Here is a 25,339-nt window from a genome sequence, read left to right on the forward strand (position 1 = left end):
TTATTGTCCGTTTGAAGTTGAATCAGCTTGTTGTTGCCTTAGCTCACGCAGGTAAGCCATGCGTTCCTCGCGCGACATATTCTGCATTTTCTCGCGGGCAGCAGCGCGTTCTTCATCCGTCATATTCATATTTGCCAAAGGGGCTTGTCGTCCACTCTCGTTTGCATTCCCTCCAATTTGACGTTCCTGGGGGGCTTGAAACTGATCGCCGGTAGCTACATTAATTCGGGCGCCATCATCCAGGCCGCTTTGTCCGGTTACGATAATTCTGTCGTTAGGCAGCAATCCACTCAGCACTTCAATTCGATCGCCTTGTTCGATACCTAATTCAAGTTCTCGTCGCTCGGCTACTGAATCTCCACGCGATACAAATACCGAATAAGAACGCTCCAGCTCAATGGTATTAGATTCCGGGTTAATGACTGTTTCAACCTGTTCAACCAGGGCACTTCGCGGAACAATAAGCGCACGGTCTTTGGTGGTGATGTTGATGACATTCTCAGCCAATACACCGGGGTAAACGGCATTTCCTACAGTGGTTAGCGTGATGACCACTTCTCCAAGTCCGGTGGTAGCATCCAGTTGCGGACTTTTTCGCGAAACTACGCCTTCAGCGCTTATGCCACGTTCATTGGAGACCCGAAGATTTACCTCCTGGCCAACTTTTACTGCGCGCCAATCCTGAACGGGCAAGTATATCCGGGATTCATATCCATTGGTGCTGGCAATCTGAAATAACTCCGTTCCGGTAGTTGCTAAATCTCCAACCTCTAAAGCGCGGTTTGTAATTACCCCATCAACCGGAGAGCGGACAATGGTATTATTAAAATCTTCCTGGGCTTGCGTGAGGGATGAACGAGCCGATTCAAACTGGGCTCTGGAGCTCTGGTAAGCAGCCTGGGCAATATCTAATTCCGATTCACTGGTTAAATCCCGTTCCATCAGGCTTTGCTGTCGTTGGTATTCGGAACTGTCGCGGCGAAGGGCTATTCGGCTTTGTTCTAACTGAGATTCGGCCTGGCTCAACTGGTCCCTAAAAGTAGCATCATATATTTTGGCGAGTGCTTCTCCCTGGCGAACGGTATCCCCGAGATCCACATAAATTTCAGTAATACGGTTGCTGACCTGAGGCAAAACCGATATTACATTTTGGGCTTTTACGTTCCCGAAAGAGCGAACCTGATCGGCTATTTGACCAACTTCAACTATATTGGTTTCCACACTGGTAGCTTGTCGTGCCCCGTTTCCACCAAACCTCGAAAAATTGGATTGTCCGCTTTCATTGGAATTGTCATTGCCACAGCTAATTAAAAGGATGCTAAGAGCAGCAATTTGTAAATAGGATATTTTCACGTTCTCCGGATTGAAATTTTTGTCTTTTCTTTTAGAATCTTAGAGTCAACAAAACAAGTTCATTATAAAGTTCGGGTTTACAATGTCTTGTTTTGTAAAAAAAGGAAATTAATAGTTACAGGATGTAACAAGATTGAGAGGAAATGAATTCTTATCTTAGATGATAAATAACAATCAAACTTTCGCTCATTTATGAAATTTTTTATAGACACTGCTGATCTCGATGAAATTAAGGAGGCCAATGACCTCGGAGTGCTTGACGGGGTGACCACCAACCCAAGCCTTTGCGCAAAAATTGGTGTTCGGGATTTTGAAGGGCACATCGCTAAAATTTGTGAAATGGTAGCCGGCGATGTCTCAGCTGAAGTTGTTTCAACCGAGTACAATGAAATCGTGGAAGAAGGGCGGAATATTGCCAAGATTGCCGATAACGTTGTGGTTAAAGTTCCTTTGATTAAAGACGGGATTAAAGCCATCAAAACCTTTTCTGAAGAAGGCATCAAAACGAACTGTACGTTATGCTTTTCTCCTACCCAGGCACTGATAGCTGCGAAAGCCGGTGCCACGTATATCTCTCCATTTTTGGGCCGCCTGGATGATATCTCTACCGATGGAATGCAGTTGATTCGTGACATCGTGACCATTTATAATAATTACGGATACGAAACAGAAGTGCTGGCTGCGAGTATTCGCCACCCCATGCACCTGCTTGAGTGCGCCAAAGAAGGTGCCGATGTTGCCACCATGCCTCTTAGCGTAATTAAGAGTCTGCTTAAGCATCCTTTGACTGACATTGGCCTGGATCGTTTCCTGGCTGATTGGGATAAGCTTCAAAAAAGCTTGGAAGAATAATTCAGTATAGATTCGATAGCTGAAGAAGCTTAGTTAGATTTTATAGAGAAAAAGCGGAGGGGGTTTCCTCCGCTTTTTTTATGCCCTTCAATTCCGATGCTGTAAAATACTGTTGGAAAACAAAGATAGTCCAAGCGGACGCTTGAACTATTTTAAGAGTGCATATCAGGCTTTAGAGATTCTTAACCGGTAATCGCATGGTTTAACCACTTGGTTGAATAATATAGTTAAACCTTTTGATCATATGATTTAATTTACAGTTCCGGTGCTTTTCTAACCTTAGTGGCCTGTTCAAATCCATAGGCAATTTCCAGAAGTAATGGTTCACTCCAGGCTCGGCCGAAGAAAGAAATTCCAACCGGAAGGCCGTCAATATATCCCATGGGTACGGTAATGTTTGGATACCCGGCGCGAGCAGCCGGTGAACTGGATGAAACTGCAAAATTATCCCCATTGGTAAGGTCGGTTTTCCAGGCAGGTCCGCCGGTAGGTCCGATGATTGCATCCAGGTTATTCTCATCCATCACTTTGTCGATGCCTTCTTCTCGGGTGAATTTCATCATCCGGGACAAAGCACTGGTGTACTCCTCGGAATTGAGATCTCCTTTTTCACTGGCAGTAATCAGCAAGTCATGATCGAAGTAATGCATTTCAGCGGAATCGGCAAGGGTGGAATCGACCAGCTCAGCCATCGTTCTAACCGGAGCGTCATCACCCAGCGAAGCAAAGTATTTATTCAGTCCGTCTTTAAATTCATAAAGCAATACCTGGAATGAATCACCGCCAACATTTTCTGCAGAAATACGATCAATCTCGATTACAGTGGCTCCACGGCTTTCCAATAACCGGACGGTTTCATGCATCAGGGTATCCACGCGATGATGCCCGCCCAGCGAGCCGGTCCACAAGCCAATGCGTTTACCTTCCAAGCCATCAATATTCAAAAATTGGGTATAATCGGTGTGATAGTTTCCTTCACTGGAGGTGGTTTTAGAGTCTGCTTCATCCACGCCAACCATAGTTCCGAGAGCGATGGCAGCATCCTCAACGGTTCGGGCCATAGGGCCGGGTGTATCCTGGGTGTGAGAAATGGGGATGATTCCTGAACGGCTCAATAATCCAACCGTTGGTTTGATACCCACCAACCCGTTTGCGGAAGAAGGACAAGTGATAGAGCCGTTCGTCTCTGTACCGATAGCAAAGACGGCCAGGTTAGCCGAAGCTGCGGCTCCTGAACCGGCGCTTGACCCACAAGGATTTCGCGTTAAATCATAAGGATTATGAGTTTGACCGCCCAAAGCACTCCATCCACTGGATGAAAAGCTGCTGTGAAAATTTGCCCATTCACTCAGGTTGGCTTTGCCAATAATGATGGCTCCGGCATCCCGTAGTTTTTGAGTGATGAAGGCATCCTGATCCGGAACAGATCCTTCCATGATATTTGCCCCGGCTGTGGTTGGCATATTGTAGGTGTCAATGTTGTCTTTCAATACAACGGGAATTCCGTGCAAAGGGCCTCTTTTGGTGCCCGCTTGCAGTTCTTGATCCAGCTGCCGGGCTACATCCATAGCTTTTGGGTTGATGTATATCATCGAATTGAGCTGAGGCCCGAATTGATCGATTGCTTCAATGCGCTTCAGGTAGGCGTTGGTTACATCCTGAATAGTGAAGTCACCGTTGTCATAACCGGCTTGTAATTCAGAAATGGTTATTTCTTCCAGGTCAAGCTGATGATAGCCGGACTGTGGCTCGCAGGCCACTATTAATAATGAGATCGTTACAAGAGAAAGCAGAAGTTGTTTCATAGGTACAGTAAGTTAATCCAATTTTGTGGATGGAATATACAAGGGAAGGGGAGTATTTCCAGTATAGGATTCCTACTGAAAGGACAGCAATAACAAAATCGCGAAGATGATGTTGGGAATGGTACCGTATTTGGCGTCTTCCCATGCGCCGATAATTAGGACCTGGGAAATGAGAATAGCGGTGAATCCAAATCCGATATAGTATGAGTTTCCGGCTAAATACAGGTTCACAGCCGAAATGACGAGAATAAAGCTAATCATCCAAAATATACCTGCCTGCCTGGAAATAGGGCGCTTAAAGTCTTTGATATCGGCAAGCTGAAATGCTTTTAAAAAACCAAGAAGATGGATAAGGCCGTGGATGGTCATGAAAATAGCGAAGGCAGTTTTCATCTTGACTCCTTTTCTGGTTTGAAAGTGCATTACGTTACCGACCTTACATTAAGATTTGATGAAAAAAGCAGAAGAGTCCAGCCTATAGAATAAAAGGTGCCAGACCTCGCAACGCTTTCAGGACTTCGGGCGCTGAAATAGTTGCTACGGATGAATTGGGTTTTCTGTGTGCTAAGCCTTTCCGATCAAATCCTGAGCAATGATGGATGAAGAAAGCACGCCCGGTAAGCCGGCTCCGGGATGGGTTCCCGCTCCAACAAAGTAGAGATTATCCACGTCTTCCGATTTATTATGCGGACGAAACCAGGCCGACTGTGTCAGAATGGGCTCTACGGAAAAAGCAGATCCTTTATAGCTGTTCAGCACATCCTGGAAGTGCAACGGATCGATATAATGTTCGGCGATAATGTTCTCCTGAAGGTCCGGTAAGTAGTTTTCTTCGAGGAAGTCCATAATGGCATCCCGGTATTTGGGAGCCATTTCGTTCCAGTCGGTGCCGCTGTCTAGATGGGGAACCGGCGAAAGTACATAAAATCCTTCACAACCTTCCGGAGCCATCGAAGGATCAGTAATGGTTGGCATATGCAGGTAAAGGGAGAAATCCTCGGCCAAATGTTTTTTATGGAAGATGTCCTTAAGTAAACCCTTATAGCGTTCTCCCAAAATAATGTTGTGGTGAGCCAGGCCGGAATCCAGGTATCGTTTTTTTGTTCCAAAGTATATCACAAAAAGAGACATGCTGTATTTTGTTCGCTCAATCTTGCGGTCGGTATATTTCTTACGGTGCTTGGGATTAATCAGGTTCTTATAGGTAAAGGCCACATCAGCATTAGAAACGATTTCATCAGCCTGTAACTCTTCTCCGTTCTTAAGTCTTACCCCTTTGGCCTTTCCATTAGCGATCAGGATCTCATCCACTTCAGCTTCGGTATGGATGGTGCCGCCTTGCTCAAGAATCAGTTTTTCGAGGGCATTGACGATAGCGCCGGTTCCGCCCATAGCATAATGAACGCCCCACTCACGCTCCAGGTAGTGGATCATGGCATAGATAGAAGTTGTATCAAAAGGGTTGCCACCTACCAGCAGCGGGTGAAATGAAAAGCACCGGCGCAGAAATTCATCATCGATAAATTGCTGAACGTACTTGTAAACCGTTTTATAAGACTGAAGCTTGATCAGGTCGGGGGCCACCTTCAGCATATCGGTAAACTTCAGGAAAGGCTTGTCGGCGAGCTCCACGAAGCCTTTGTCGAAAATAGCCTTCGTAGTTTTAATGAATTTCTCATAGCCTTCTACATCATCAGGATTTCGTTTTCTGATTTCTTCCAGCGTAAACTCATGGTCATTGTTGTAGTCAAAGTGCTTTCCCTCCGCATCAAAAATTCGGTAAAACGGATCGCAGGGTACGAACTCCACATAATCTTCCCGCTTTTTGCCGGCGGCTTCAAAAATATCATCAAACATAAATGGAGCCGTGATTACGGTGGGGCCGCCATCAAATTTAAAGCCGTTCTTTTCGTACACGTACGCACGGCCACCCAATTTATCTCTTTTTTCGAGGATGGTAACATCATGGCCGGCAGACAGTAATCTGGAAGCTGCGCCTAAGCCGCCGAATCCGCTTCCTATTACAATGATCTTCTTTTTCATTGACAAAATTATTTTAGGTTCTGTGCGGAAAACGGAAAACCAGGAATAATCAATCCCGGAAATTCAATTATTTTCAATCTGCTTTACAAAACCGGCGTAGCCCATCCGGTTGAGGCGTTCCATCTCTTTTTTGGCTTCTTCGGGATCGGTGTAGGTTCCAAAGTACACGCGGTAATAAGTTTCCCGGTTTACTTTGATGTCTTCAATGCGACTGCCTTTAATTTCAGAAGATGTTTTCTCGGCTTGGGACCTTTCCTTATAAGAACCCAGCTGTACGGTATATGTGGGAACTTTTAAATCCGTAATTCGCGAATTCTCAAGATCTCCTTTTATAAGGTAGAGACGTACTCTGGCAGTTCCGGGTCCAATCATATCAATTTGCTCTGCAGCGCCTTTCGATAAATCAATAATCCTGTTTTTTGCATAAGGCCCCCGGTCGTTTATACGAACCTGTACCGTTTTACCATTGTCCAGATTTTCGACCAATAAAATGGTTCCAAAAGGAAGGGTGCGATGAGCAGCTGTTACTCCATCCATATCATAAACCTCGCCGTTGGCGGTAAGCTTGCCATGAAAATTAGGGCCATACCAGCTGGAAACACCGGTTTCAATCGGGCGGGCGTTATCTGAGGAAATAGGGGCCGTGAAATCAGCTCCTCTTTTGGTAACACCGCAAGCCGAAATCAGAACTCCCGTGAGTACAAATAGAGCAAGGACTTTTAACGAGTGCATGTAGATGATTTAAATTGGACTCCCAAAATATATCCCGCTTTGGGGTGAAATGCTATCAGGCTGATTTAAGATAAACCGAAAATACAGAGCCGTTTCCCGCTTCGCTTTCCAATTCGATGCGTCCCCCCATTCGGTGAACCAGTTTTTGAACAATATAGAGACCAAGCCCCGTAGTTTTTTCTCCACCGGTGGGCGTGGCAGATAACTTTGAGAATTTGTTATACATGCTCTTTTTATCCTCTTCCGTAAATCCCGGTCCTTCATCGGCAATACTTATTTTTACCTTTTCCTCAGCAGACAGGTGTTCCACTTTAATAGTGACTGAAGAGTCGGGGCGGGAAAATTTATAGGCATTATTAACCAGGTTTTCTAACACGCGGGTCAGAGCTTCCTGATCGGCTACGACCAGAGGGAGGTTGTCCTCAATTTGTAGGATGGTTTTTATGGATTTTTTATCTCCCAAAATCTTAAGTGCATTGAAGACATCGGTCACCGTTTTTTCAGGAGAAATCGGTTCGGGCTTTATCTTCACTTCCCCAAGTTCAATTTTATTGGCATCCATCATGTTGCTAACCAGGTTATTGATGCGCATGGTTAAATCATGAATGTTTCCGGCATATTCTTCTATTTCTTTGGGGGGAAGCTGATCGGCATCCATAGCCAAGAGCTCCGAGATGGCTGTAATGGAATTCAGGGGGCTGCGTAAATCGTGTGATACTACACCGATAAAACGATGGATGTCGTCGTTGAGATAAGAAAGGTTGCGTGCCCCCTCGCTAAGGGATTTGTTAATTTCCTGTTGTCTTTTACGCTGCTTTCTGTAAGAAAAAAGCATAGAGCTAAGGATAAGAAGACCAATCAGGGAAGCGGCAAATAAGATGAAAAGAGTGTCACGGTTAAGCCATTCTAAGCTTCCCGCTATAAGGAAAACCCCGAGTGTAATAGATTCAAGCAGATAGTCTAATCCCATCCCACCTAATGAAATAGCACACAAACTATCCCAAAATCCAAGTGAGACGATTAACATACCTGCTTGGTATGTGCCGCCAGTCATATGTTACCCTTCTAAAGCTGTATATCCTAAAGTATGTAAGAATATAGTCGAATGGTTTGATAAAGTCATTTTTCAATGGGCTTTCTTTTAACTCATTCTAAATCAAACTCTATTGCTTAAGAAAGGCCAAAAAAACTACCTGATCGGGTAGTTCATTATCAGGTAAAAAAGAGTACAATAATCGCGAATACGTTGTTAGATGCCCTAAAAGGGGAAACAGCAACTCAAATTAAATATCAGAACTATGCGGTTATACAAAACTCTGCTTGTAGTAATCGGGCTGTTGATCAGCACGGCTACACAAGCTCAAAGTGTGATTTCATTTATGGGTGGTACGCTTGAAAGTTCTTCTATGACGTTAACCTTTACGGCAGGGGAGGCGTTAGCGGGTAATTTCAGCAGTGCATCTGTAAGTATAAGCGGAGGGTTCAGCAATGGCAGCGACTTGGTTTTCACCTCCAACGAGATGCCGGTTACCGACCTGCCGGATTCATTTCGGTTAATGCAGAACTATCCCAATCCATTCAACCCATCCACAAACATTTCATTCGACTTGCCGAAATCGGCAGATATCAGGGTTGAAGTTTTTAATTCTATCGGGGCAAAAGTGGCGGTGCTTGCTGAAGGCAGAAAACCGGCGGGCAGTTACACCCTGCGCTTCAATGCCTCAAGTTTTGCCAGTGGCATGTATTTCTATCGCTTTATGGCAGATGGAAACGTGATTGCTACCCAAAAAATGCTTTTGATCAAATAATCTAAAAGGACTACAAAATGAATAAACTATTCTACAAACTAATTTTCGCGATACTTGCTGTACTGTTTACAGCAGAAGTAATGGCTCAGGTGCCACAAGGCTTTAATTTTCAGGCAGTAGCCCGCAATGCTGACGGAGACCTGATCGCAAACTCAGAACTCGGAGTTCGGGTAAGTGTTTTGCAAGGCAGTGAAACCGGTACCGCTGTTTATACCGAAACTCAGACACCCACTACTAGTGCGGTCGGTTCCTTCCAGATTGTGATTGGGGAAGGGGCATCGGATGGTGATTTCAGCTCCATAGACTGGTCGGCAGATAACTTTTACGTAAAGCTGGAAATAGACCCGGCCGGAGGAACTGAATACGAGGAGTTGGGAACCACCCGTTTGCTTTCGGTTCCTTATGCGTTACTGGCAGAGAATGTTGTGAACGGTGGGGAATCAATGGAGTCGGAATTTACTCTGGACCTCAGCGCCGGCGATACCTCCTATGTGATTAATCAATTCGGGGATAATGGCGACAAGTTTACACCGGCGTTTGTGGTAAACTCGGAGCTGAGCGGTATCAATCAGGCTATTGATGCAAATACAATTTCTCAATCAGGAAGCACAGAAACACAATATGGGCTATCGGGAAGTGCAATTGGGGAAGGAACCGGAACTCATATTGGTGTTTTAGGTTCAGCATTGCACGATGAAGGAGAAGGTTCCGGTGGCAGACGTTATGGTCTGTATGGTCAGGCCCGGTCAAACGGTCGCGAGAATATTGGCGGTTTTGGACTTGGTTTAGGTAACGGGGATGGTGAAATCGTAGCATTAGGAGATGAATTTGCCGGAGGTGAGTTCAATGTTGGAGGATTCAATATTGGCCTTGTAGGGTTTGCCCGTCAAAACCTGAATGGAAACATTGGTATTCGCGGATACACGTATGGTTCAGAAGGTGCCAGAGAAAACAGAGCGGTTTCAGCAGAGGCAGTAACTACGGCAACGGGAAGAAATATAGGTGTACAGGCTATTGTTCACAGTTCACAGTCAGACAATATGGGATTTCAGGCACTGATGTTTGACGATGGTTCCGGAAATGCTTCTGCCAATAACATTGGAGTTGAACTGGATGTCAGCAATGGTGCCACAGACAATAATTACGGTATCAGGGGATATATAAATGGTTCGGCTACCAATAATACCGGAATGTTTCTTGAAGTATCGGGAGGCAGTAATTCAAATGTTGGGTTGAACGTAACAGCTCCAACAGCTGCAGAGTTGAACGGAGATGTGAATATAAGTGGGAATTTGACCGTCTCAGGTTCTATTACTGAAACCTCAGACCGCAACCTTAAAGAAAACATTAAGCCGCTTCAAAACGGATTGAGTACGATTATGCAGCTGAATCCAACCACGTACAATTTCCGTGGAAATGGCGAGTATAAAGGAATGAAGCTTTCCACCGGTTTACACTATGGACTCATTGCCCAGGAAGTGGAAGAAGTACTTCCTTCGCTGGTTAAGAATAACCTGCACACTTACAGCGAAATGCAAAGTGGAGGGCACGGCCCGGATGCCACTTCGGAAACCGAAATCAAAAAGACCATGGAATTTAAAACCATGAACTACACCGAGTTGATTCCGGTATTGATTAAAGGCATGCAGGAGCAGCAGGCTGAAATCGAGCGGCTTAAAAAAGAAATCGAAGAGCTTCGGAAGGACAAATAAAGTTCCTTCTTCTTCAAATAAAAACCCTTCATGCAGAAATGTGTGAAGGGTTTTTTAATTGAGCCGGTGACTGGATTTGAACCAGCGACCTATTCTTTACGAGAGAATTGCTCTACCCCTGAGCTACACCGGCCTTTAAACTCAATTTTTGCTTAATCGGGACTCTGCCAGCTGAGCAATTTCGGCATGGCGAGAGGTTGAATATTACGATTCTTTTCAAATCTTCTGCAACAGTATTGTTTTCCTCTTACCTTGAAAAGAAAAAATAGATGTCGGTTACCCTTATTCTGATCGCAGCCAATGTGGTCGTTTCATTAGTTGCCCTTTACGCACTTCCCCAGGTTTTTGAAAAAGGAATGATGATGCCGTATCGGGTTATCCGGGAAAATACCTGGTACGAGTTAATCAGCTCTGGTTTTATTCATGCCGGGCTGGGACACCTGTTCCTGAATATGTTCGTCCTGTTCTTCTTCGGACTGGTTTTGGAGCGATCTATAGGTAGAGAGCATTTTATTGCTTTGTACCTATCTGCACTGGTTATTTCCAGTTTGCCCTCGTTGTTTCAGCATAAAGATAATCCCGAATTTGCCACGGTTGGGGCGTCCGGGGCCGTAGAAAGTGTGTTATTTGGGTTCATCCTGCTTTTTCCGCTCGACCCGATATACATCATGTTTATTCCATTCGGGATTCCGGCCATTATTTTTGGAGCTCTATTCCTGGTTTACAGTGTTTTTGCAAGTAAACGGGAAGGAAGGGTAAATCATGAAGCCCATATAGCCGGTGCAGTCTGGGGATTTCTATACCTGATAATCTTTGTCCCGAATACCGTTGATCACTTCCTCAGTGTGTTTGGCCTGCTCTGATTTCTATCCCCTTTTTGAGCGGAACTCTTTCATGAAATCAGTCAGTGCTTTTACCGACTCCATAGCACAGGCATTGTAAATACTGGCACGAATGCCACCCACACTTCGATGTCCTTTTAAAGCCACCAAGCCAAGTTCTTCCGCTTCAGAAATAAACCGCTGCTCCAGTTCTTCGGTTGGCAGCCGAAAGGTTACATTCATTTTAGAACGGGAATCAACATCAGCTGTTCCGGTGTAAAAATCGTCCTGATCAATAGTGTTGTACAGCAGTTCTGCTTTTTGATTATTGAGTTTTTGGAAGTAGGGAATGCCTCCTTTGTCTTCCACCCACTGCAAAACCAGGTTTACCATATAAACGGCAAAGCTCGGCGGCGTATTGAAAATGCGTTTGCTGTGAGAATGATAATTCAGGAAAGTAGGAATGTTTTGCTTGGTGTTGGTCTGCAGGAAGTCTTTCCTGACGATAACCACCGTTACCCCCGAAGGCCCCAGATTTTTTTGAGCCCCTGCATAAATAAGTCCATAGCGAGCTACGTCAATAGGGCGGGAAATAAAGTCGGATGAAGCATCACATACCAACGGAGCTCCATTCGAATCCGGCTCGGTCCTGAACTGAGTTCCGTAAATGGTATTGTTGGATGTATAGTGAACATACCTTGGACTCTCTGAAAGCCTCAATTCCTCATTGGCAGGAACACGGGTAAAATCCTCGTCTTCACTGCTGAACGGAATGTGTACATTGCCAAAGAGCCGGGCTTCTTTAATGGCTTTCTGCGACCAAACGCCGGTGTTGATATAATCGGCTGTCTGCCCTTCTTCCAAAAAGTTGAAGGGTACTTGCATAAACTGGGCGGTAGCTCCTCCCTGCAAAAACATAATATGAAAATCATCCCCGAGCCCTAATATCCGGGTTAGCCGTTCTTTGGCTTCGGCATCCACTTTGGTGTACTCTTTTCCCCGATGACTTTTCTCCATGATTGAAGTCCCGGTTCCGTGGTAATCAAGAAGCTCATCCTGTACAATCTCCAAAACCTCCAAAGGGAGGGCTGCGGGACCTGCACTAAAATTGTGAACGCGTTTCATATCGGCTTTGCGTATTAAGTGAATTTGTTAGATCTAAAAAGTATGAACCAATAAACCTGAACGCAGTTTAGGCTCAAACCAGGTTGACTTTGGTGGCATGAGCTGTCCCGCATCAGAAACATCCAGCAGTTCTTCAATGCTGGTTGGGTACAGGCTGATGCCAAGCGAAGCTTCTCCGTTATCAACTAAATTTTCCAGCTCATCGGTGCCTCTGATGCCGCCAACGAAATCTATGTTGGGATCGGTTCGCTGATCTTTAACATTAAGAATAGGTGTAAGAACCTGGTTCTGCAGTAATGAGATGTCAAGGTTGGAAGCAGGGTCGGTGTTCTCCGAAGGCTTAAGGGTAATGCCATACCAGTTGTCATTTACATAGAAAGAAACCATTCCTTTTTTAGCAGGAACCGGTTTAGCTTTTTTCTGAACCGTGAATTTCTCCTCCAGCTGTTTCAGGAAGTTATCAGGAATGGAAAACACAATGCGGTTATAGGCCAGTATTTCCATTTGATCCATAGGAAAAAGCACAGCGGGGAAGAAATTGTATTCTTCACTTCCGTCATGAGCAGGATTTTGCGAAGCCTGCTCTTTGGCTGCTCTCGCAGCACTTGCGCAGCGGTGATGTCCGTCTGCCACATATAACCTGGCAATCTTCTGAAACTCTGAAACCAAGGTATCTGAAGCCTCAACTTTCCAAATGGTATGTTGAATGCCGTCTTCAGTTGTCAGGTCATAAACAGGATCATTCCGATCCATATGATTATCCATAAAATGGGTGACAGAGCCGGTATCACGGAATGTGAGCATGACGGGCTCAGCATGGGCTTGTTGTGTAAGAATGTGTTTGGTGCGGTCGTCTTCTTTGTCAGGCCGGGTAAGTTCATGCTTCAGGATTACGTCATTGTTGTAATCGTCAACGCTCACACACCCAAATATTCCGGTTTGAGAACGGCCGTTCATAATCAGCCGGTAAATATAGAGGGCGTGCTTATCTTCCTGAATAAAAGCATCAGATTGTAGCAGGGAATGAAGGTTTTCCCGGCCTTTCTCATATACCTTGGCATCATAAACCGAGGTTTTGGCCGGAAGGTCAATTTCAGGCCGAATGACATTTAAGAAACTATTCGGTTTTCCTTTGGCAAGCTGTTTTGCTTCGCTGGTATTGATTACATCATAAGGAACACAGGCTACTTCTTCTGCGAACTCCGGGTGTGGTCTACATGCCTTAAAAGGCTTAATAACGGCCATAAAAAAGTTTTTGATTTTGGTTATCCTTAGGAGCGCTTAATGTACAGAAAATTGAACTTTATTTAACCGGAAAGCCCTTTAATTTAGGGAAGCAATCAACGAATAATAAAAGAAAAGGAATATGAGCGAGAACGGTAATAAACTGAATGAAGAACAGCAGGAACAACTACTGTTTATGATGCTGGTTCAGCAACATCAGCAAATTGCAATGATGGGGCTTGGTAAGATTCAACACCCTGAGACAGGCCAAACAGAGAAAGATTTATCATCCGCCAAGTATGCTATTGATACCCTGGGCATGCTGAAGAAATTCACGGAAGGGAATCTTTCTAAGGAATCTGCAAATTACCTGGATCAGGCCCTCACTAATCTGCGCCTGAATTATGCAGAAGAAAAGAAAAAAGAGAACAACGCCCCATCCGGAGAAGCTCCCGAAAAAGAAGATGAGTAACCCGGAAGCAAAGCCGGTAAAAGCAGCCGGCGGTATTGTTTTCAGGCATTCCGATGGTTCAACAGTACCCGAAGTATTGATGATTTACAGAAACGGGTACTGGGATCTCCCAAAAGGAAAACTGGAAAAAGGGGAATCGCTGGAAATGTGTGCGGTCCGTGAAGTATCCGAAGAAGTGGGCATTAGTTTGCCTGCTTTGGTGAGCGAAGTCGGCACTACCTATCATGAGTACCCTGAAAAAGGAAAGGTGATGGGTAAAACCACCTGGTGGTATTCCATGATTTTAACCCGGCAAGAGGAATTTACCCCTCAGAAAAAAGAGGGAATTGAAAAAGTAGAATGGGTGCCATTCCGGAAAGCGATCGATAGAGCCGGTTTCGATAACCTCAGGGAAATCCTGGAAAAATTCAGTCAATAAAAAAGGTGCAACCCATTGGCTACACCTTAGTTTCTATGATTAAAATATTAGAGGATTAATTTGACAGACGGAAATTGATAGAAAGGGCATATTGTACCCGTACCGGGCGTCCCCGTTGCATGCCGGGAGTAAATTCAGCTTTCCTGATAGCTTTCAGAGCCTCTTCATCACAACCACCGCCAATTCCGCGTACAACCTGTGCATTTTCAACATTACCCTGTTCATTCACAATAAACTGAACAGTAACGCGCCCTTCAATTCCGGCTTTTCTGGCCATATCAGGATACTTAACACTTCCCTGAAGTTTAGCCATGCCGCCTTTCAGTTCCGGCATTTGTTCCACTACCACAAAGAAATCTTCTTCTTCCTCTTCTTCAGGCGGGGGTGGTGGAAGATCCATGGGCGCATCCATATCCAGCTCGGCGTCCATATCAATCATCTCATCCTCGATAATTTCATCGTTGGGGACTTCAACAGGAACCGGTGGCCGGGGTGGTGGAGGCGGAGTTTCCACTTGCTTGGTTTGAATGACTTCCTCCATCTCTACGACTTCCTGCTCATCCAGTGCAATTTCTTTAGGTGGCTCAGCTTCAATGTTAACTTTTACCACGGCAATCATGAAAAGCAGGGCAAATATGGTTCCCACTTCCAGGATGATGGTGTAAGATTTCCTAAGATTAACCTTTGGTGACTTTCTCTCGTTTCTCATGGTTCCTCCCTGTAATTAAATAATTCGGCACTTAGGGGTCCGGTAAACTCATTAGTATCAACAAAACAACGACTTATATCGTTTTCTTAACTAACTAATAAAGATTTTATTGGATTGCAAATCAGGATCGTGACAATGCCGGGGTCGTAATAAGGAGGAGGCAAAAAAAGTAAAATGCATAAAAAAAGGTGTGACCGAAAAGCCACACCTTAAAATAACTCAACAAATGTATTTGAATTAGTTTTCCAATCGGAAGTTGATAGACAAGGCATACTGTACACGTACAGGTCGTCCTCGCTGCATACCCGGAGTAAAGCTCGCTTTTTGAACGGCTTTCAGGGCTTCTTCATCACAACCACCGCCAATTCCACGAACAACCTGGGCGTTTTCAACTTTACCCTGCTCGTTTACAATAAACTGAACGGTAACGCGGCCTTCAATACCTGCGCGACGTGCCATTTCGGGATATTTCACACTACCCTGAAGTTTAGCCATACCGCCTTTCAGTTCCGGCATCTGCTCTACAACCACGAAGAAATCCTCTTCTTCCTCTTCTTCAGGAGGAGGTGGAGGTAAATCCATTGGGGCGTCCATATCAAGTTCGGCATCAAGGTCAATCATTTCGTCCTCAATAATTTCATCATTGGGAACTTCGACCGGGACCGGTGGACGAGGTGGTGGTGGAGGGGTTTCAATTTGTTTGGTCTGGATTACTTCCTCCATCTCAACAACTTCCTGCTCATCAAGAGCAATTGCTTTCGGGGGCTCAGTTTCGATCGTAACCTTAACGGCTGTGATCATAAAAAGCAGAGCAATAATCAAACCTGCCTCCAGATAGACAGTGTAAGACCTTTTCAGATCTGCTTTAGGTGATTTTCTTTCATTTCTCATAATTCAAATACAATGTTTATCTGTTGTAACGATAAGTTGAAAAGAACGTGATTTTATACATACTCTGCAAGTGGCAGAACAGTAATTTAACTCTTTAAACAATTTTTTAGTGTGCAGGTTTTTGTCAAACATCCAGCAGTATAAACTGAACGGTCTCTTTAATTCGGAATGAGGCTATTCTTCCTGCTTTCTTTCCGGGTTTGTACCGTTGAATTTTAATGGCCTTTAATACAGCTTTATCACAACCGCCGCCAATTCCCCGAACGATAACCGGGTTGTGAACGCGGCCATGTTCATCAACATCAAATTCCACTTCCACAATGCCCTGAATTCTCATGCGACGAGCCATCACCGGATATTCAATGCTTTGTCTGAACGCATCCTCACCACCAATCATCACCGGGAGTTGCTCAATATCTTTAAGAAGATCATGATTTACATCTACAAAAATTTGTCCCGGCAAGGGAGGAACCATAAGTCTGTCTGTAGTATTGAACTCGATGATTTCAATGTGCGGGGGATCTATAGGCTCATCATTTGGGATGTTAACAGGAACGGTCGGAACCGGTGGTTGCCTCTTAATCGCTCGGGTTTCTGAAACGGATGGGGGGAGAATGAGTGCCGTTTCTTCACTTTTCACATAGGAGATTTGATTTGCCCCTTGTTCCGGAAGCTGAATTTTGGTTGCTACAATCATTAGCACAAGCGCAATAATGATCCCGCCCTCAATCACCAGAGGGTAACTCAACTTTAAATCAGCTGATGGAACTTTTCGAAGCATAAGCACCAGTCTAAAATGCTATTATAAAATCAGTACACCTTTTAAAATAGTAAAATTGACGAAAAAAGCACTCGTTATTACCCCATTAGCTACTATTTCAGCCTGAAGTGAACCAGCTGTTTCATACGTACTTTTACCAGCTTACCATTTTGAATCCCCGGCGTATAGCTTTGCAGCTTGATGGCTTCCAGAACCTCTTCATCACAACCGGCACCGATGCCCCGGATAATTTCAGGGTCTTCTACTCCACCTTTCTCATTCACAACAAAGCGGACTTCAACGGTTCCCTCAATTCCATTTCTTTTTGCGAGTTCAGGGTAGGTGATGTCGCTGTACAGGGCTTTGATTCCACCTTTAATTTTGGGCATAAACTGTACCTGATCAAGAATCTCGGGTTTCTCATCTTTGGGTTCTTCCGGAGGTAAGGATAGTGCCGATCCGGTATCGCCGAACTCAGGGAATTCGATGTCGGGTATTTCAATTGGTTCGTCATTGGGTACTGCAGCGGGAATGCGAGCAAGAGGAGGTTCAGCAGGCGGTTTTTCCTGTTTAGTGATTGGAGAAAGAACGATGGGAGGCTCATCCTTGATAATGAAGTCAGAGCCGTCGGTTACTGAAACCGGTAAATGAAATTTAAAGGCCCCAATGAAAATCAGAAGTGCTGCAATTAATCCCAATTCGCATAGCAGGGTGTAGTTTTTACGAAGATCGAAAGTGGATTTTGAAGAGCGCATACCTATATGGATTAGTTTAAAAGTTACACCAATTAACTAATCCGTACGGGCACTTGTAATCACATTATGATGCGGGGTCAGTGTTAAATTCCGGCACTTTTTTGGCAAGAATGTAGAGAACCAAAATGGCAAGGCCGGTTCCGGACAGGTCGGCAATAAAATCCATGAACTCAGGGCTTCTTCCCGTGGGCAACAGATATTGAAGTACTTCTACAATCAACCCGAATAGGGTGCCCACGATAAAAACAGGGATAAGCTTGAATTTATCTTTCAGAAAGCGAACCAGGCCAAAAAAGAAGGTCCAGGCACCAAACATGATGAGGTGAACCAATTTATCCATACCTAAAAGTGACCGGGGTACATCGTAGCTTACCGGAAAAAGCGTTCCGTATAAGATGGCACCGGTAGAAATAATCAAGAGCGTAAGATAAAGTTTGACCGATCGGGTCAGGATTTTGGTCGGTTTTGTCATTCGTTAGATAATATCAATAGGTGCTAAAGAACCGGAGTTCTCCACAAAATATTGTTGTGCTTTCTGGAAGCCGTCCAATAATCCGTAAAAACAAGCCAGCTCAGATGATGAATATTTCAGCCAATAAGCCCCTACTTTTCCGGCCAGCACGTCTCCGAATCCGGCCCGGGCAAAGATACGGGTTTCGTATCCTGTTAAATACGCATCTCCGGTTTCTGTTCCAACAATGGATGGCATTCCTTTACTCAATAAGGTGATTTTTTCTTCTCTTGCTTTCTGTTTGGTGAGGTTGAGCCGGTCAAAATCATCTTCTAGCTGCTGATTAAACAGCGTTTTCAACTCTCCGGGGTGAGGTGTTAAAACCCAATTTGAACCCTCAGGCCGTTTTCGATTTTCCATTTTGGAAAGAGCAAACAAAGCATCGGCATCTATGAGTACATCACCTTCAAAATTCAGGAGTATGCTCTGGGTAAACCGGATGGTTTCCTGCTGCCTTCCCAGTCCCGGACCAATTAAAACTTTTCCGTGCTTTTCGGCGATGATGTCCAGCACTTGTTCAACATGTTCTTCCTTGAAGTACACATCATCACGACCTCCTACCGGTTTCTTGATGATCTGTACCAGCTGCTTCTCATAAATTTCGAGTAATCCTTTTGGGGTGATCAGGACCACAGCTCCGAGTCCTGCCGACCAGGCACTTTTTGCAGCAAGAATTCCGGCTCCGGTCAATCCCTCTGATCCGGCTATGATATAAAGTACGCCGCCATCATATTTGTGCTTCTGTCTTTTTGGGGATGGGGAAGCTGCTTCGACCCAGCTTCTGTCAATTAATGCGGCAGTAGGTTTTTTAAACTTGTTGGGGAAGGAAAGTTCACACAGAATAACTTCTCCGGACGTATCAAAGCCCTGGTTCAGATAAAAACCGGTTTTTAAGGCACCGAAACTCAGCGTGAAATCGGCCTGAACCGCAGTTCCAAGAATGCGCCCCGAATCAGCATGCAACCCGGTGGGGACATCCAAAGCAAACACCGGGACTCCCTGTTTATTAATCCATGATATGGCATCGGAGTAGGGTGCGCGGACGTCTGAGTTCAGTCCCGTTCCTAACATGCCATCAACGATAAAGTCGTATGCGCCCGGATTGAAATCTTCCCAATCCAGCAGCTCGATGTCTTCATCAAGCTTTTGGAGCAGCCCAAGGTTTTCCAGGGTATCAGGGCTCAGGTCACCGGTTCCGGATAAAAAACAAATCGTAATTTTAAATCCCTGTTGGGAGAGGAGCCGGGCCATGACCAGCGCATCTCCGGCATTATTCCCTTTTCCGCAAAAGAAAACCCCATGTGAGCCTGAAGGGAGCCGGGACTGAATAAAATCAGCTGCCCGTGTTCCGGCAATTTCCATCAGGGTAAAACCATCAATGCCAAACTCCGAGATGGTCTTCTCATCCATAAACCGGGATTGCTCAGCCGAGCATAAATAATATGAATGAGGAACTAAATCCATTTCCGTTAGCTAAAATTAAATTAAACGCAGAGGCGCAGAGTGCTTGCAAAGATCGCAGAGTAAAATTCTTAGCGTTCTTTGCGATATCTCAGCGACCTTCGCGTTAAAAAATTAGTACGACCGAGCGAACAACACCTTCTGCTTAGAAGGCTTCCCGGTTACCATACATTTTCCTTCTTCCCCATCCTCAAGCGGAATCAGGCGAATGGTTGCCTTGGTATCTTCTTTAATTTTTTCTTCGGTCTCCGCCGTTCCATCCCAATGAGCCCAAACAAAGCCGCCTTTGTCTTTAATCACCTTGCGGAACTCGTCATAAGAATCAACGTGTGAAGTCATTTCTTCCCGTCGTTCTTTAGCTTTGGTGAACAATTCATCCTGAATGTCAGCCAGCAGCTTTTGGATGCGCTTGCTGAGTCCTTCCCGGGATTCAATGTTTTTCTCTTTGGTATCCCGGCGCGCCAGTTCTACATTATTGTTTTCCAGATCACGGGGGCCAACGGCTATTCTTAATGGGATGCCGGCAGCTTCATGTTCAGCAAACTTATAGCCCGGATTTTGATTGTCGCGGTCATCCACTTTTATGCGGACTCCCAACTCTTTCAACTCATCATGGATACTATCGGCGTATTCGAGTACAGCTTCACGTTGCTCATCGCTTCGGTAAATAGGCACTATTACAACCTGGGTAGGGGCCAGTTTAGGAGGAAGCACCAGTCCCTGATCATCGGAGTGAGTCATAATCAAACCGCCTATTAACCGGGTGGAAACGCCCCAGCTGGTTGCCCAAACCAGTTTATGCTCGCCATCTTTGTCCTGAAATTTTACATCAAATGCTTTTGCGAAATTCTGTCCCAGGAAATGGGATGTTCCGGCCTGCAGAGCTTTTCCGTCCTGCATCAGGGCTTCAATACAATAGGTCTCAACAGCACCTGCAAATCGTTCGCTGGCTGTTTTTACCCCTTTAATGACCGGCATCGCCATGAATTCTTCAGCAAAAGTAGCATATACGTCCAGCATCTGGCGCGTTTCTGCTTCAGCCTCTTCTTTGGTGGCGTGAGCCGTATGACCTTCCTGCCAGAGAAATTCCATGGTTCGCAAGAACAAACGGGTACGCATTTCCCAGCGGACTACATTCGCCCATTGATTTACAAGGATGGGAAGGTCTCGATACGACTGTATCCACCCGCGGTAGGTGTCCCAGATAATGGTCTCTGAAGTAGGACGTACAATCAGTTCTTCTTCCAGCTTCGATTCGGGATCCACTTCCACTCCGCCATCCACGCTTTTGAGTCGGCTGTGAGTAACTACTGCACATTCCTTGGCAAAGCCCTCAACGTGCTGCGCTTCTTTAGATAAAAATGACTTTGGGATAAACAGGGGGAAGTAGGCATTTTCATGGCCGGTATCTTTAAACATCTGGTCCAGGGCTTCGCGCATGTTTTCCCAGAGCGCCATACCATTCGGGCGAATCACCATGCTTCCGCGCACGGGAGAGTGCTCGGCCAGTTTAGCTTCCCGGACTACATCCAGATACCATTGTGAATAATCTTTTTCCTGTGAAGTTATTTTTTGTGCCATGAACCTGTTTAATGTGATTTTTTACTTGAAGGGTGAAGTTAAGAAATGTAGCGTAGAGAATAAGGCAATGAAGACGAAAACTTTTTGTGCTTAATCAGCCTTTATAACTTAAATATTCATCTTATTTCTCGTTATGAAGCTCCTGCTTCTTAGTGCACTCCGGAAAGCTCCATCTTCAAGTGGAATAAGTGTTAGAGCCTTTACAAATTTGCTTGTTCTTTTGTGCCGACAAAAGAACCAAAAACTCCCCGCTGCGAAAAAGGGGCTAAAGCTGACTTCATTTCGCTAAAAGAAATCAATGCTCCTTCCCGTGCTCTGTTTGCTTCTTGATTTCTCAGCGGTATGATTTCTTTCTTAACGCTTCATTACATCATCTTCTTGACGCACCTTTTTCTAAGGCCGATTAAATAGTATTAACCTTGTACTAAGATTATCAGGGACTGACGATTTCAGATTGTTATTAATGAAGCACATCCACAAAAAAATGTTTTACCCTTTGTTTCAGAATGCCGTATATTTGATGCCCTTCTTGAAAAGGGCCACTAAAGCTCTAAAGCACAAAAGTAAATTTTAGTGTTTTTTGAGATTTCGTGGCGATTCAAAGATGCCGTGGTAGCTCAGATGGTTAGAGCGCACGACTCATAATCTGTAAAATCGCCATTTACAGGTGTTTAAGCCCCTCTTTTTCTGCCGCCAGTTGAAAAAAACGCAGCTAGACGGCATGACTTTTCGTACTTTTTTCATCGGTTCCTCCGGTGAAATTTTCTCTTCAGCGGAATAAAAAAACTCCCGATCCCCGAGCTTGCACTTGTTCATTTAACCAAAAAATACAGGTGCTATGGATTATGCAATTTATCCGTTTAAACGAGGCAAGAAATATCAACTTTATGTTCAATACAGAGAAACGAACGGAAGAAGGCGGACGCTTTCAACCGGGATAAGCTATCCGCTTCGGGCTACCAAGAAAGTCAGAGATGCGGCCATGAAAAAAGCCGAGCGATTGGGCATAGAGCGTATGCTCGAGGACAAAGCCCAAAAAAAGGAACGACGCCGAATCAATGAAAAGTTCAGCAACTTCCTGAAAGACAAATATTTTGTGCACGTGCAGAATAACATGGCCGAGAACTCCGTGCCTATTTACGTGAATGCCATGAACCGGTTCATGAGCATCTGCGGAAATAAAAACGTAAATAGCTACCAGCGCTCCGATATTCAAGATTATAAACTTCATCGCCTCAATGTAGACGGGGTTAAAAAGACCACCATCAATATTGAACTTCGGAGTATCAAAGCCGGATTCAACTGGGGGCAGAATAACGAGTACATCCAAAAGCATCCGTTTCGTGGGCAAGGCTACATGTTTGAAGTGGATGACCGTCGGGAAGAGCTCTCTAAAGATCAAATCCAAAGACTGCTAAAACATACGCAGGGTACGATGATCGGGCTGGTGATTCGGTTTGGGTACAACACCGGAGCTCGAATTGGGATGATTTCCAAAATGACATGGAGGATGGTCAACTTTGAAGAGCGCTACATTCATTTCCCAGCTGAGATTATGAAAGGCAAAAAGGCCTTCACTATGCCTCTGAATAATCAGGCGTTCAATATTGTGCAGGTCTGGCATGCGCTGGCCAAAAAGAGCAAGAAGGAAAATCCCCATTGGTATGATGGCATTTCCTTCAAAGACACCTATGTGGTGCAAAAAGAAAAAAGCAGTGGCTGTTACACCGTTAGCGGAATACAGACCATGTTTAACCGGGCGAAAGAAGAGATTGGAATCCCCAACAAGATTAAATTCCACAGCCTTCGTCATTCATTTGCCACGCACCTTCTCGAAAATGGAGCTGATATTTATTCGGTAAGTAAACTTATGGCGCATTCCAGTGTACAGGTTACCGCCAGCTTCTACGATCACACCGATGCCCTCAATTATCGGGACGTGGCGAATATGATTGGGTAGTGAACTATTAATCAACAAACTGAAAAGGGGCGACTTGGGTTAAGCCCCTTTTTTTAATAGTCCATGATACTGCTATGTAGATTTGAACAGATCGCTTTGAAAACAGATAATGTTGTATATTATCCACAAATAGCACAAAATTGATGAATATATTCAACATTATGAAGTCAAAAAAGCAACACATATTTCCTCAGCATCAAACAATTCTGGACCAATTAGGCAAGAATATTAAGTTGGCTAGAAAAAGGAGAAAGCTTACCACTATCCAAGTAGCCGAGCGGGCAAATATTAATCGCACTACGTTGTATAATATCGAGCGCGGGAAGCCTTCAGTAGCTCTTGGGGCTTATTTCAATGTACTCAGGGTACTTAATCTTCATAAAGACTTTCTTAAACTTGCAGCCGATGATAAGTTAGGGCGAAAACTACAAGACTTGGGTCTCAAGTGAATTAGTCTAAAAAGCTATTTCCGTCGAGTCAAAAAATGGCTAGAAGTAAGCTTTTTTTCTACGCACCCCCCATGATGCCCCCCATGATACCCCCCAAGTTACCCCCCAAGATAAAAAGCGTATTTTTAGTACGTTATAGCGATCGTGGTTTCAAACGGTCATATATTTTAGAAAAAAAGTACGTCTATAAATTTCGATTCTAACGACCGATCTCATTTGAGTTTAATGGTAGATGTTGCCAAAAAAATAACCTTAAAATTGCTGCAATGACCATTTGTTGTTTTCTGTCAGAAATCACAACATAATGTGATTTAGTTTGTGAATATTCATTTCTAGTTTTTAAAGACAACGAAACTCACACTTTATTGTGATTTTTACTCAACGATCTAAATATGAGAACAGCAAGAATTACTAGAAACGGAGAAAGGGTTGGTGCATTAATTCAATACCACAAAAAATCTTATGAATTTATATATGATGATGACTGGTTTCAGGATTCAGCAAAACCTCCGGTTAGTCTTACCATGCCAAAAACCCAAAAAGTTTATCAGTCAGATCATCTATTCCCATATTTTTTCAATATGTTGACAGAGGGGAACAACAGAGCTTATCAGCATCAGTACTACGAAATTCACCTACAAGACCATTTTGGATTGTTATTAGCTATCGGAAATTTTGATCCGATTGGAGCAATCCATGTAATCTCTATGATTAGTGAAGAGTTTGATGAATAGAATAAATCTTTCCTTAATTAGAAGTAAATGTTTGGAGTAAATTGAGTTTTGTGGATTAACTTAGTTGTTATGTTTTGTATCTTAATAATGAGCTTAGAACTCATATATTGGATATAAAACATAATTCACTGTCTTTCCTATGGAAATGATCCATAAAAACATATCAACAGAATCTAGTGTACTGCTGACATATCTGGCAAAGCAGAAGAAACGTTGTTTTGAAGTAGCTGATGCAAAAGAAGCTTTTCCGGACTCCTCGGAAAATACGGTGCTTAAGTTGCTTTCTGATATGGCAGCAAGAGGGCTCTTAATGAGGTTAAAACAAGGAGTGTATTGTGTAATACCATATGAAGAAGATCCTGGTAATTATATGCCTGAATGGCACGTGTTACCGGAATATTTAGTATCCGATGGTGAATACTACATCGGATATTATTCGGCTATGGAAATTCATAATCTGATCACACAGCCTTCCCTAAAAGAACAGGTAGTGGTATCAAAGCAGGTGAAGCCAAGCATCCAAAAGATCAAAGATGTGACGTTTCAATTTATCTACCATAATGAAAAGCATTTCTTTGGGTATAAAAAGAAATGGATAAACTCATATGATAAAGTTTGGTGCTCTGATCTGGAAAAGACGCTGGTCGATTGTCTGTATAAACCGGATTATGCCGGGGGAATAGTGGAAGTAGCTCGTGGGCTTTATAAGAGAAAAGACGATATCTCTTATGATAAGCTGTTAGAATATATCATCAAATTTGATTCTCAGGTTGTGATTAAACGCTTGGGGTTTATACTGGAAATGCTTGAAATTGAGACGGACATTATCCCGAAATTGCAGAAGCTTAAAACAGCCTCTTTCACCGTATTAGATACTGAGCTTCCCAAAAAAGGAAAAATGTACAGTCGCTGGAGTATTCGCCAAAATTTGGATACAGAAACAATTAAATCCGCTATTAATACCTAGTCATCTACATGGTCATATCAGGCACAAATTTTCGGCACTAAACTTAGTTTACTGCCGAAATATAGTTTGTGCTTTTTTAAAATTAAAACAGTCCATGCCTCTAATTTTAAACAACTTTGCACAAACTAATAGTTATAGCGAAGCACAGATCAATAGCTTTAGAGTAGTCAAACTCAATTAATTGGAATTTACCGGA

Annotated in this window: 25 protein-coding genes and 1 tRNA gene; 10 read left to right on the forward strand and 16 right to left on the reverse strand. The window is 44.1% G+C overall.

The window, feature by feature from the left end; translation table 11 throughout:
- Complete coding sequence (locus JJ941_RS11150; RefSeq protein WP_290965127.1) at positions 1-1,353, reverse strand: efflux RND transporter periplasmic adaptor subunit; 1,353 nt, start codon at positions 1,351-1,353, stop codon at positions 1-3.
- A gap of 192 nt (positions 1,354-1,545) precedes the next feature.
- Between JJ941_RS11150 and fsa the strand changes: the two genes are divergently transcribed.
- On the forward strand, positions 1,546-2,205 hold the full coding sequence (fsa, locus tag JJ941_RS11155; protein ID WP_290965129.1) for a fructose-6-phosphate aldolase: 660 nt from the start codon (positions 1,546-1,548) through the stop codon (positions 2,203-2,205).
- Between the two features lie 254 nt (positions 2,206-2,459).
- Here fsa and JJ941_RS11160 read toward each other — a convergent pair whose 3' ends face one another.
- The 5 genes from JJ941_RS11160 to JJ941_RS11180 form a co-directional block, all read right to left on the reverse strand.
- On the reverse strand, positions 2,460-4,010 hold the full coding sequence (locus JJ941_RS11160; protein ID WP_290965132.1) for an amidase: 1,551 nt from the start codon (positions 4,008-4,010) through the stop codon (positions 2,460-2,462).
- 72 nt (positions 4,011-4,082) lie between these two features.
- Positions 4,083-4,403, reverse strand: a complete 321-nt coding sequence (locus JJ941_RS11165; RefSeq protein WP_290965134.1) for a hypothetical protein — start codon at positions 4,401-4,403, stop codon at positions 4,083-4,085.
- A 171-nt stretch (positions 4,404-4,574) separates the two neighbouring features.
- Positions 4,575-6,053 (reverse strand): phytoene desaturase, encoded by a 1,479-nt coding sequence (locus JJ941_RS11170; protein ID WP_290965136.1) that lies wholly within the window; start codon positions 6,051-6,053, stop codon positions 4,575-4,577.
- A gap of 63 nt (positions 6,054-6,116) precedes the next feature.
- Positions 6,117-6,785: a septal ring lytic transglycosylase RlpA family protein gene (locus tag JJ941_RS11175; RefSeq protein ID WP_290965137.1), complete on the reverse strand. Its 669-nt coding sequence runs from the start codon at positions 6,783-6,785 to the stop codon at positions 6,117-6,119.
- Positions 6,786-6,840: 55 nt separating this feature from the next.
- A complete protein-coding gene (locus JJ941_RS11180; protein WP_290965139.1) occupies positions 6,841-7,839 on the reverse strand; it encodes a HAMP domain-containing sensor histidine kinase in 999 nt (332 codons plus the stop codon).
- Between the two features lie 244 nt (positions 7,840-8,083).
- On the opposite strand from JJ941_RS11180, the gene JJ941_RS11185 reads away from it, so the two are divergent.
- Together JJ941_RS11185 and JJ941_RS11190 are read left to right on the forward strand one after the other, a co-directional pair.
- Positions 8,084-8,593, forward strand: a complete 510-nt coding sequence (locus JJ941_RS11185; protein ID WP_290965140.1) for a T9SS type A sorting domain-containing protein — start codon at positions 8,084-8,086, stop codon at positions 8,591-8,593.
- Positions 8,594-8,610: 17 nt separating this feature from the next.
- Positions 8,611-10,305, forward strand: coding sequence for a tail fiber domain-containing protein (locus JJ941_RS11190; RefSeq protein ID WP_290965142.1), 1,695 nt, complete (start codon positions 8,611-8,613; stop codon positions 10,303-10,305).
- Positions 10,306-10,366: 61 nt separating this feature from the next.
- Here JJ941_RS11190 and JJ941_RS11195 read toward each other — a convergent pair.
- Positions 10,367-10,438, reverse strand: a tRNA-Thr gene (locus tag JJ941_RS11195).
- A 136-nt stretch (positions 10,439-10,574) separates the two neighbouring features.
- Here JJ941_RS11195 and JJ941_RS11200 point away from each other — a divergent pair.
- Positions 10,575-11,168 (forward strand): rhomboid family intramembrane serine protease, encoded by a 594-nt coding sequence (locus JJ941_RS11200; RefSeq protein ID WP_290965143.1) that lies wholly within the window; start codon positions 10,575-10,577, stop codon positions 11,166-11,168.
- Positions 11,169-11,171: 3 nt separating this feature from the next.
- Here JJ941_RS11200 and serC read toward each other — a convergent pair whose 3' ends face one another.
- Both serC and JJ941_RS11210 read right to left on the reverse strand, forming a co-directional pair.
- Positions 11,172-12,251: a 3-phosphoserine/phosphohydroxythreonine transaminase gene (gene serC, locus JJ941_RS11205; protein WP_290965146.1), complete on the reverse strand. Its 1,080-nt coding sequence runs from the start codon at positions 12,249-12,251 to the stop codon at positions 11,172-11,174.
- Between the two features lie 33 nt (positions 12,252-12,284).
- Positions 12,285-13,496 (reverse strand): DUF1015 family protein, encoded by a 1,212-nt coding sequence (locus tag JJ941_RS11210; protein ID WP_290965148.1) that lies wholly within the window; start codon positions 13,494-13,496, stop codon positions 12,285-12,287.
- A 121-nt stretch (positions 13,497-13,617) separates the two neighbouring features.
- Between JJ941_RS11210 and JJ941_RS11215 the strand changes: the two genes are divergently transcribed.
- Both JJ941_RS11215 and JJ941_RS11220 read left to right on the forward strand, forming a co-directional pair.
- A complete protein-coding gene (locus tag JJ941_RS11215) occupies positions 13,618-13,947 on the forward strand; it encodes a DUF1844 domain-containing protein (RefSeq protein WP_255134612.1) in 330 nt (109 codons plus the stop codon).
- A complete protein-coding gene (locus tag JJ941_RS11220; protein WP_290965151.1) occupies positions 13,940-14,365 on the forward strand; it encodes an NUDIX hydrolase in 426 nt (141 codons plus the stop codon). Before JJ941_RS11215 ends, JJ941_RS11220 begins: the two co-directional genes overlap by 8 nt.
- Before the next feature lie 55 nt (positions 14,366-14,420).
- On the opposite strand, the gene JJ941_RS11225 is transcribed toward JJ941_RS11220, so the two are convergent.
- The 7 genes from JJ941_RS11225 to proS form a co-directional block, all read right to left on the reverse strand.
- Positions 14,421-15,074: an energy transducer TonB gene (locus JJ941_RS11225; RefSeq protein WP_290965154.1), complete on the reverse strand. Its 654-nt coding sequence runs from the start codon at positions 15,072-15,074 to the stop codon at positions 14,421-14,423.
- Between the two features lie 237 nt (positions 15,075-15,311).
- The gene (locus tag JJ941_RS11230; RefSeq protein ID WP_255134615.1) at positions 15,312-15,965 is read right to left on the reverse strand and encodes an energy transducer TonB; all 654 of its coding nucleotides are present in this window, start codon (positions 15,963-15,965) and stop codon (positions 15,312-15,314) included.
- A 124-nt stretch (positions 15,966-16,089) separates the two neighbouring features.
- Positions 16,090-16,746: an energy transducer TonB gene (locus JJ941_RS11235; protein WP_290965157.1), complete on the reverse strand. Its 657-nt coding sequence runs from the start codon at positions 16,744-16,746 to the stop codon at positions 16,090-16,092.
- A gap of 92 nt (positions 16,747-16,838) precedes the next feature.
- Positions 16,839-17,480 (reverse strand): energy transducer TonB, encoded by a 642-nt coding sequence (locus JJ941_RS11240; protein ID WP_290965159.1) that lies wholly within the window; start codon positions 17,478-17,480, stop codon positions 16,839-16,841.
- A gap of 64 nt (positions 17,481-17,544) precedes the next feature.
- Positions 17,545-17,952: a VanZ family protein gene (locus JJ941_RS11245; RefSeq protein ID WP_290965162.1), complete on the reverse strand. Its 408-nt coding sequence runs from the start codon at positions 17,950-17,952 to the stop codon at positions 17,545-17,547.
- Between the two features lie 3 nt (positions 17,953-17,955).
- Entirely contained in the window at positions 17,956-19,455 is a 1,500-nt protein-coding gene (locus tag JJ941_RS11250; RefSeq protein ID WP_290965165.1) for an NAD(P)H-hydrate epimerase, read from the reverse strand.
- Between the two features lie 111 nt (positions 19,456-19,566).
- The gene (gene proS / locus JJ941_RS11255) at positions 19,567-21,033 is read right to left on the reverse strand and encodes a proline--tRNA ligase (RefSeq protein WP_290965167.1); all 1,467 of its coding nucleotides are present in this window, start codon (positions 21,031-21,033) and stop codon (positions 19,567-19,569) included.
- Positions 21,034-21,871: 838 nt separating this feature from the next.
- Between proS and JJ941_RS11260 the strand changes: the two genes are divergently transcribed.
- The 4 genes from JJ941_RS11260 to JJ941_RS11270 all read left to right on the forward strand — a co-directional run bounded on the left by JJ941_RS11260 (position 21,872) and on the right by JJ941_RS11270 (position 25,143).
- Positions 21,872-22,993 (forward strand): tyrosine-type recombinase/integrase, encoded by a 1,122-nt coding sequence (locus JJ941_RS11260; protein WP_290965169.1) that lies wholly within the window; start codon positions 21,872-21,874, stop codon positions 22,991-22,993.
- A gap of 161 nt (positions 22,994-23,154) precedes the next feature.
- Positions 23,155-23,442 (forward strand): helix-turn-helix transcriptional regulator, encoded by a 288-nt coding sequence (locus JJ941_RS15315; RefSeq protein WP_366069251.1) that lies wholly within the window; start codon positions 23,155-23,157, stop codon positions 23,440-23,442.
- Positions 23,443-23,834: 392 nt separating this feature from the next.
- Positions 23,835-24,176 (forward strand): HipA N-terminal domain-containing protein, encoded by a 342-nt coding sequence (locus JJ941_RS11265; RefSeq protein ID WP_290965172.1) that lies wholly within the window; start codon positions 23,835-23,837, stop codon positions 24,174-24,176.
- A gap of 310 nt (positions 24,177-24,486) precedes the next feature.
- The gene (locus tag JJ941_RS11270; RefSeq protein WP_290965174.1) at positions 24,487-25,143 is read left to right on the forward strand and encodes a type IV toxin-antitoxin system AbiEi family antitoxin; all 657 of its coding nucleotides are present in this window, start codon (positions 24,487-24,489) and stop codon (positions 25,141-25,143) included.
- The last annotated feature ends 196 nt before the right edge of the window (positions 25,144-25,339 follow it).

It is taken from the genome of Gracilimonas sp. (genome assembly GCF_017641085.1).
In the GTDB taxonomy this organism is placed as follows: Bacteria; Bacteroidota; Rhodothermia; order Balneolales; family Balneolaceae; genus Gracilimonas.

What these genes read in the sequence shown, in the direction of transcription:
- fsa (WP_290965129.1), top strand. Translation starts at nt 1,546, where the DNA reads ATGAAATTTTTTATAGACACTGCTGATCTCGATGAAATTAAGGAGGCC.
- JJ941_RS11160 (WP_290965132.1), bottom strand. Translation starts at nt 4,010, where the DNA reads ATGAAACAACTTCTGCTTTCTCTTGTAACGATCTCATTATTAATAGTG.
- JJ941_RS11165 (WP_290965134.1), bottom strand. Translation starts at nt 4,403, where the DNA reads ATGAAAACTGCCTTCGCTATTTTCATGACCATCCACGGCCTTATCCAT.
- JJ941_RS11170 (WP_290965136.1), bottom strand. Translation starts at nt 6,053, where the DNA reads ATGAAAAAGAAGATCATTGTAATAGGAAGCGGATTCGGCGGCTTAGGC.
- JJ941_RS11175 (WP_290965137.1), bottom strand. Translation starts at nt 6,785, where the DNA reads ATGCACTCGTTAAAAGTCCTTGCTCTATTTGTACTCACGGGAGTTCTG.
- JJ941_RS11180 (WP_290965139.1), bottom strand. Translation starts at nt 7,839, where the DNA reads ATGACTGGCGGCACATACCAAGCAGGTATGTTAATCGTCTCACTTGGA.
- JJ941_RS11185 (WP_290965140.1), top strand. Translation starts at nt 8,084, where the DNA reads ATGCGGTTATACAAAACTCTGCTTGTAGTAATCGGGCTGTTGATCAGC.
- JJ941_RS11190 (WP_290965142.1), top strand. Translation starts at nt 8,611, where the DNA reads ATGAATAAACTATTCTACAAACTAATTTTCGCGATACTTGCTGTACTG.
- JJ941_RS11200 (WP_290965143.1), top strand. Translation starts at nt 10,575, where the DNA reads ATGTCGGTTACCCTTATTCTGATCGCAGCCAATGTGGTCGTTTCATTA.
- serC (WP_290965146.1), bottom strand. Translation starts at nt 12,251, where the DNA reads ATGAAACGCGTTCACAATTTTAGTGCAGGTCCCGCAGCCCTCCCTTTG.
- JJ941_RS11210 (WP_290965148.1), bottom strand. Translation starts at nt 13,496, where the DNA reads ATGGCCGTTATTAAGCCTTTTAAGGCATGTAGACCACACCCGGAGTTC.
- JJ941_RS11215 (WP_255134612.1), top strand. Translation starts at nt 13,618, where the DNA reads ATGAGCGAGAACGGTAATAAACTGAATGAAGAACAGCAGGAACAACTA.
- JJ941_RS11220 (WP_290965151.1), top strand. Translation starts at nt 13,940, where the DNA reads ATGAGTAACCCGGAAGCAAAGCCGGTAAAAGCAGCCGGCGGTATTGTT.
- JJ941_RS11225 (WP_290965154.1), bottom strand. Translation starts at nt 15,074, where the DNA reads ATGAGAAACGAGAGAAAGTCACCAAAGGTTAATCTTAGGAAATCTTAC.
- JJ941_RS11230 (WP_255134615.1), bottom strand. Translation starts at nt 15,965, where the DNA reads ATGAGAAATGAAAGAAAATCACCTAAAGCAGATCTGAAAAGGTCTTAC.
- JJ941_RS11235 (WP_290965157.1), bottom strand. Translation starts at nt 16,746, where the DNA reads ATGCTTCGAAAAGTTCCATCAGCTGATTTAAAGTTGAGTTACCCTCTG.
- JJ941_RS11240 (WP_290965159.1), bottom strand. Translation starts at nt 17,480, where the DNA reads ATGCGCTCTTCAAAATCCACTTTCGATCTTCGTAAAAACTACACCCTG.
- JJ941_RS11245 (WP_290965162.1), bottom strand. Translation starts at nt 17,952, where the DNA reads ATGACAAAACCGACCAAAATCCTGACCCGATCGGTCAAACTTTATCTT.
- JJ941_RS11250 (WP_290965165.1), bottom strand. Translation starts at nt 19,455, where the DNA reads ATGGATTTAGTTCCTCATTCATATTATTTATGCTCGGCTGAGCAATCC.
- proS (WP_290965167.1), bottom strand. Translation starts at nt 21,033, where the DNA reads ATGGCACAAAAAATAACTTCACAGGAAAAAGATTATTCACAATGGTAT.
- JJ941_RS11260 (WP_290965169.1), top strand. Translation starts at nt 21,872, where the DNA reads ATGGATTATGCAATTTATCCGTTTAAACGAGGCAAGAAATATCAACTT.
- JJ941_RS15315 (WP_366069251.1), top strand. Translation starts at nt 23,155, where the DNA reads ATGAAGTCAAAAAAGCAACACATATTTCCTCAGCATCAAACAATTCTG.
- JJ941_RS11265 (WP_290965172.1), top strand. Translation starts at nt 23,835, where the DNA reads ATGAGAACAGCAAGAATTACTAGAAACGGAGAAAGGGTTGGTGCATTA.
- JJ941_RS11270 (WP_290965174.1), top strand. Translation starts at nt 24,487, where the DNA reads ATGAGGTTAAAACAAGGAGTGTATTGTGTAATACCATATGAAGAAGAT.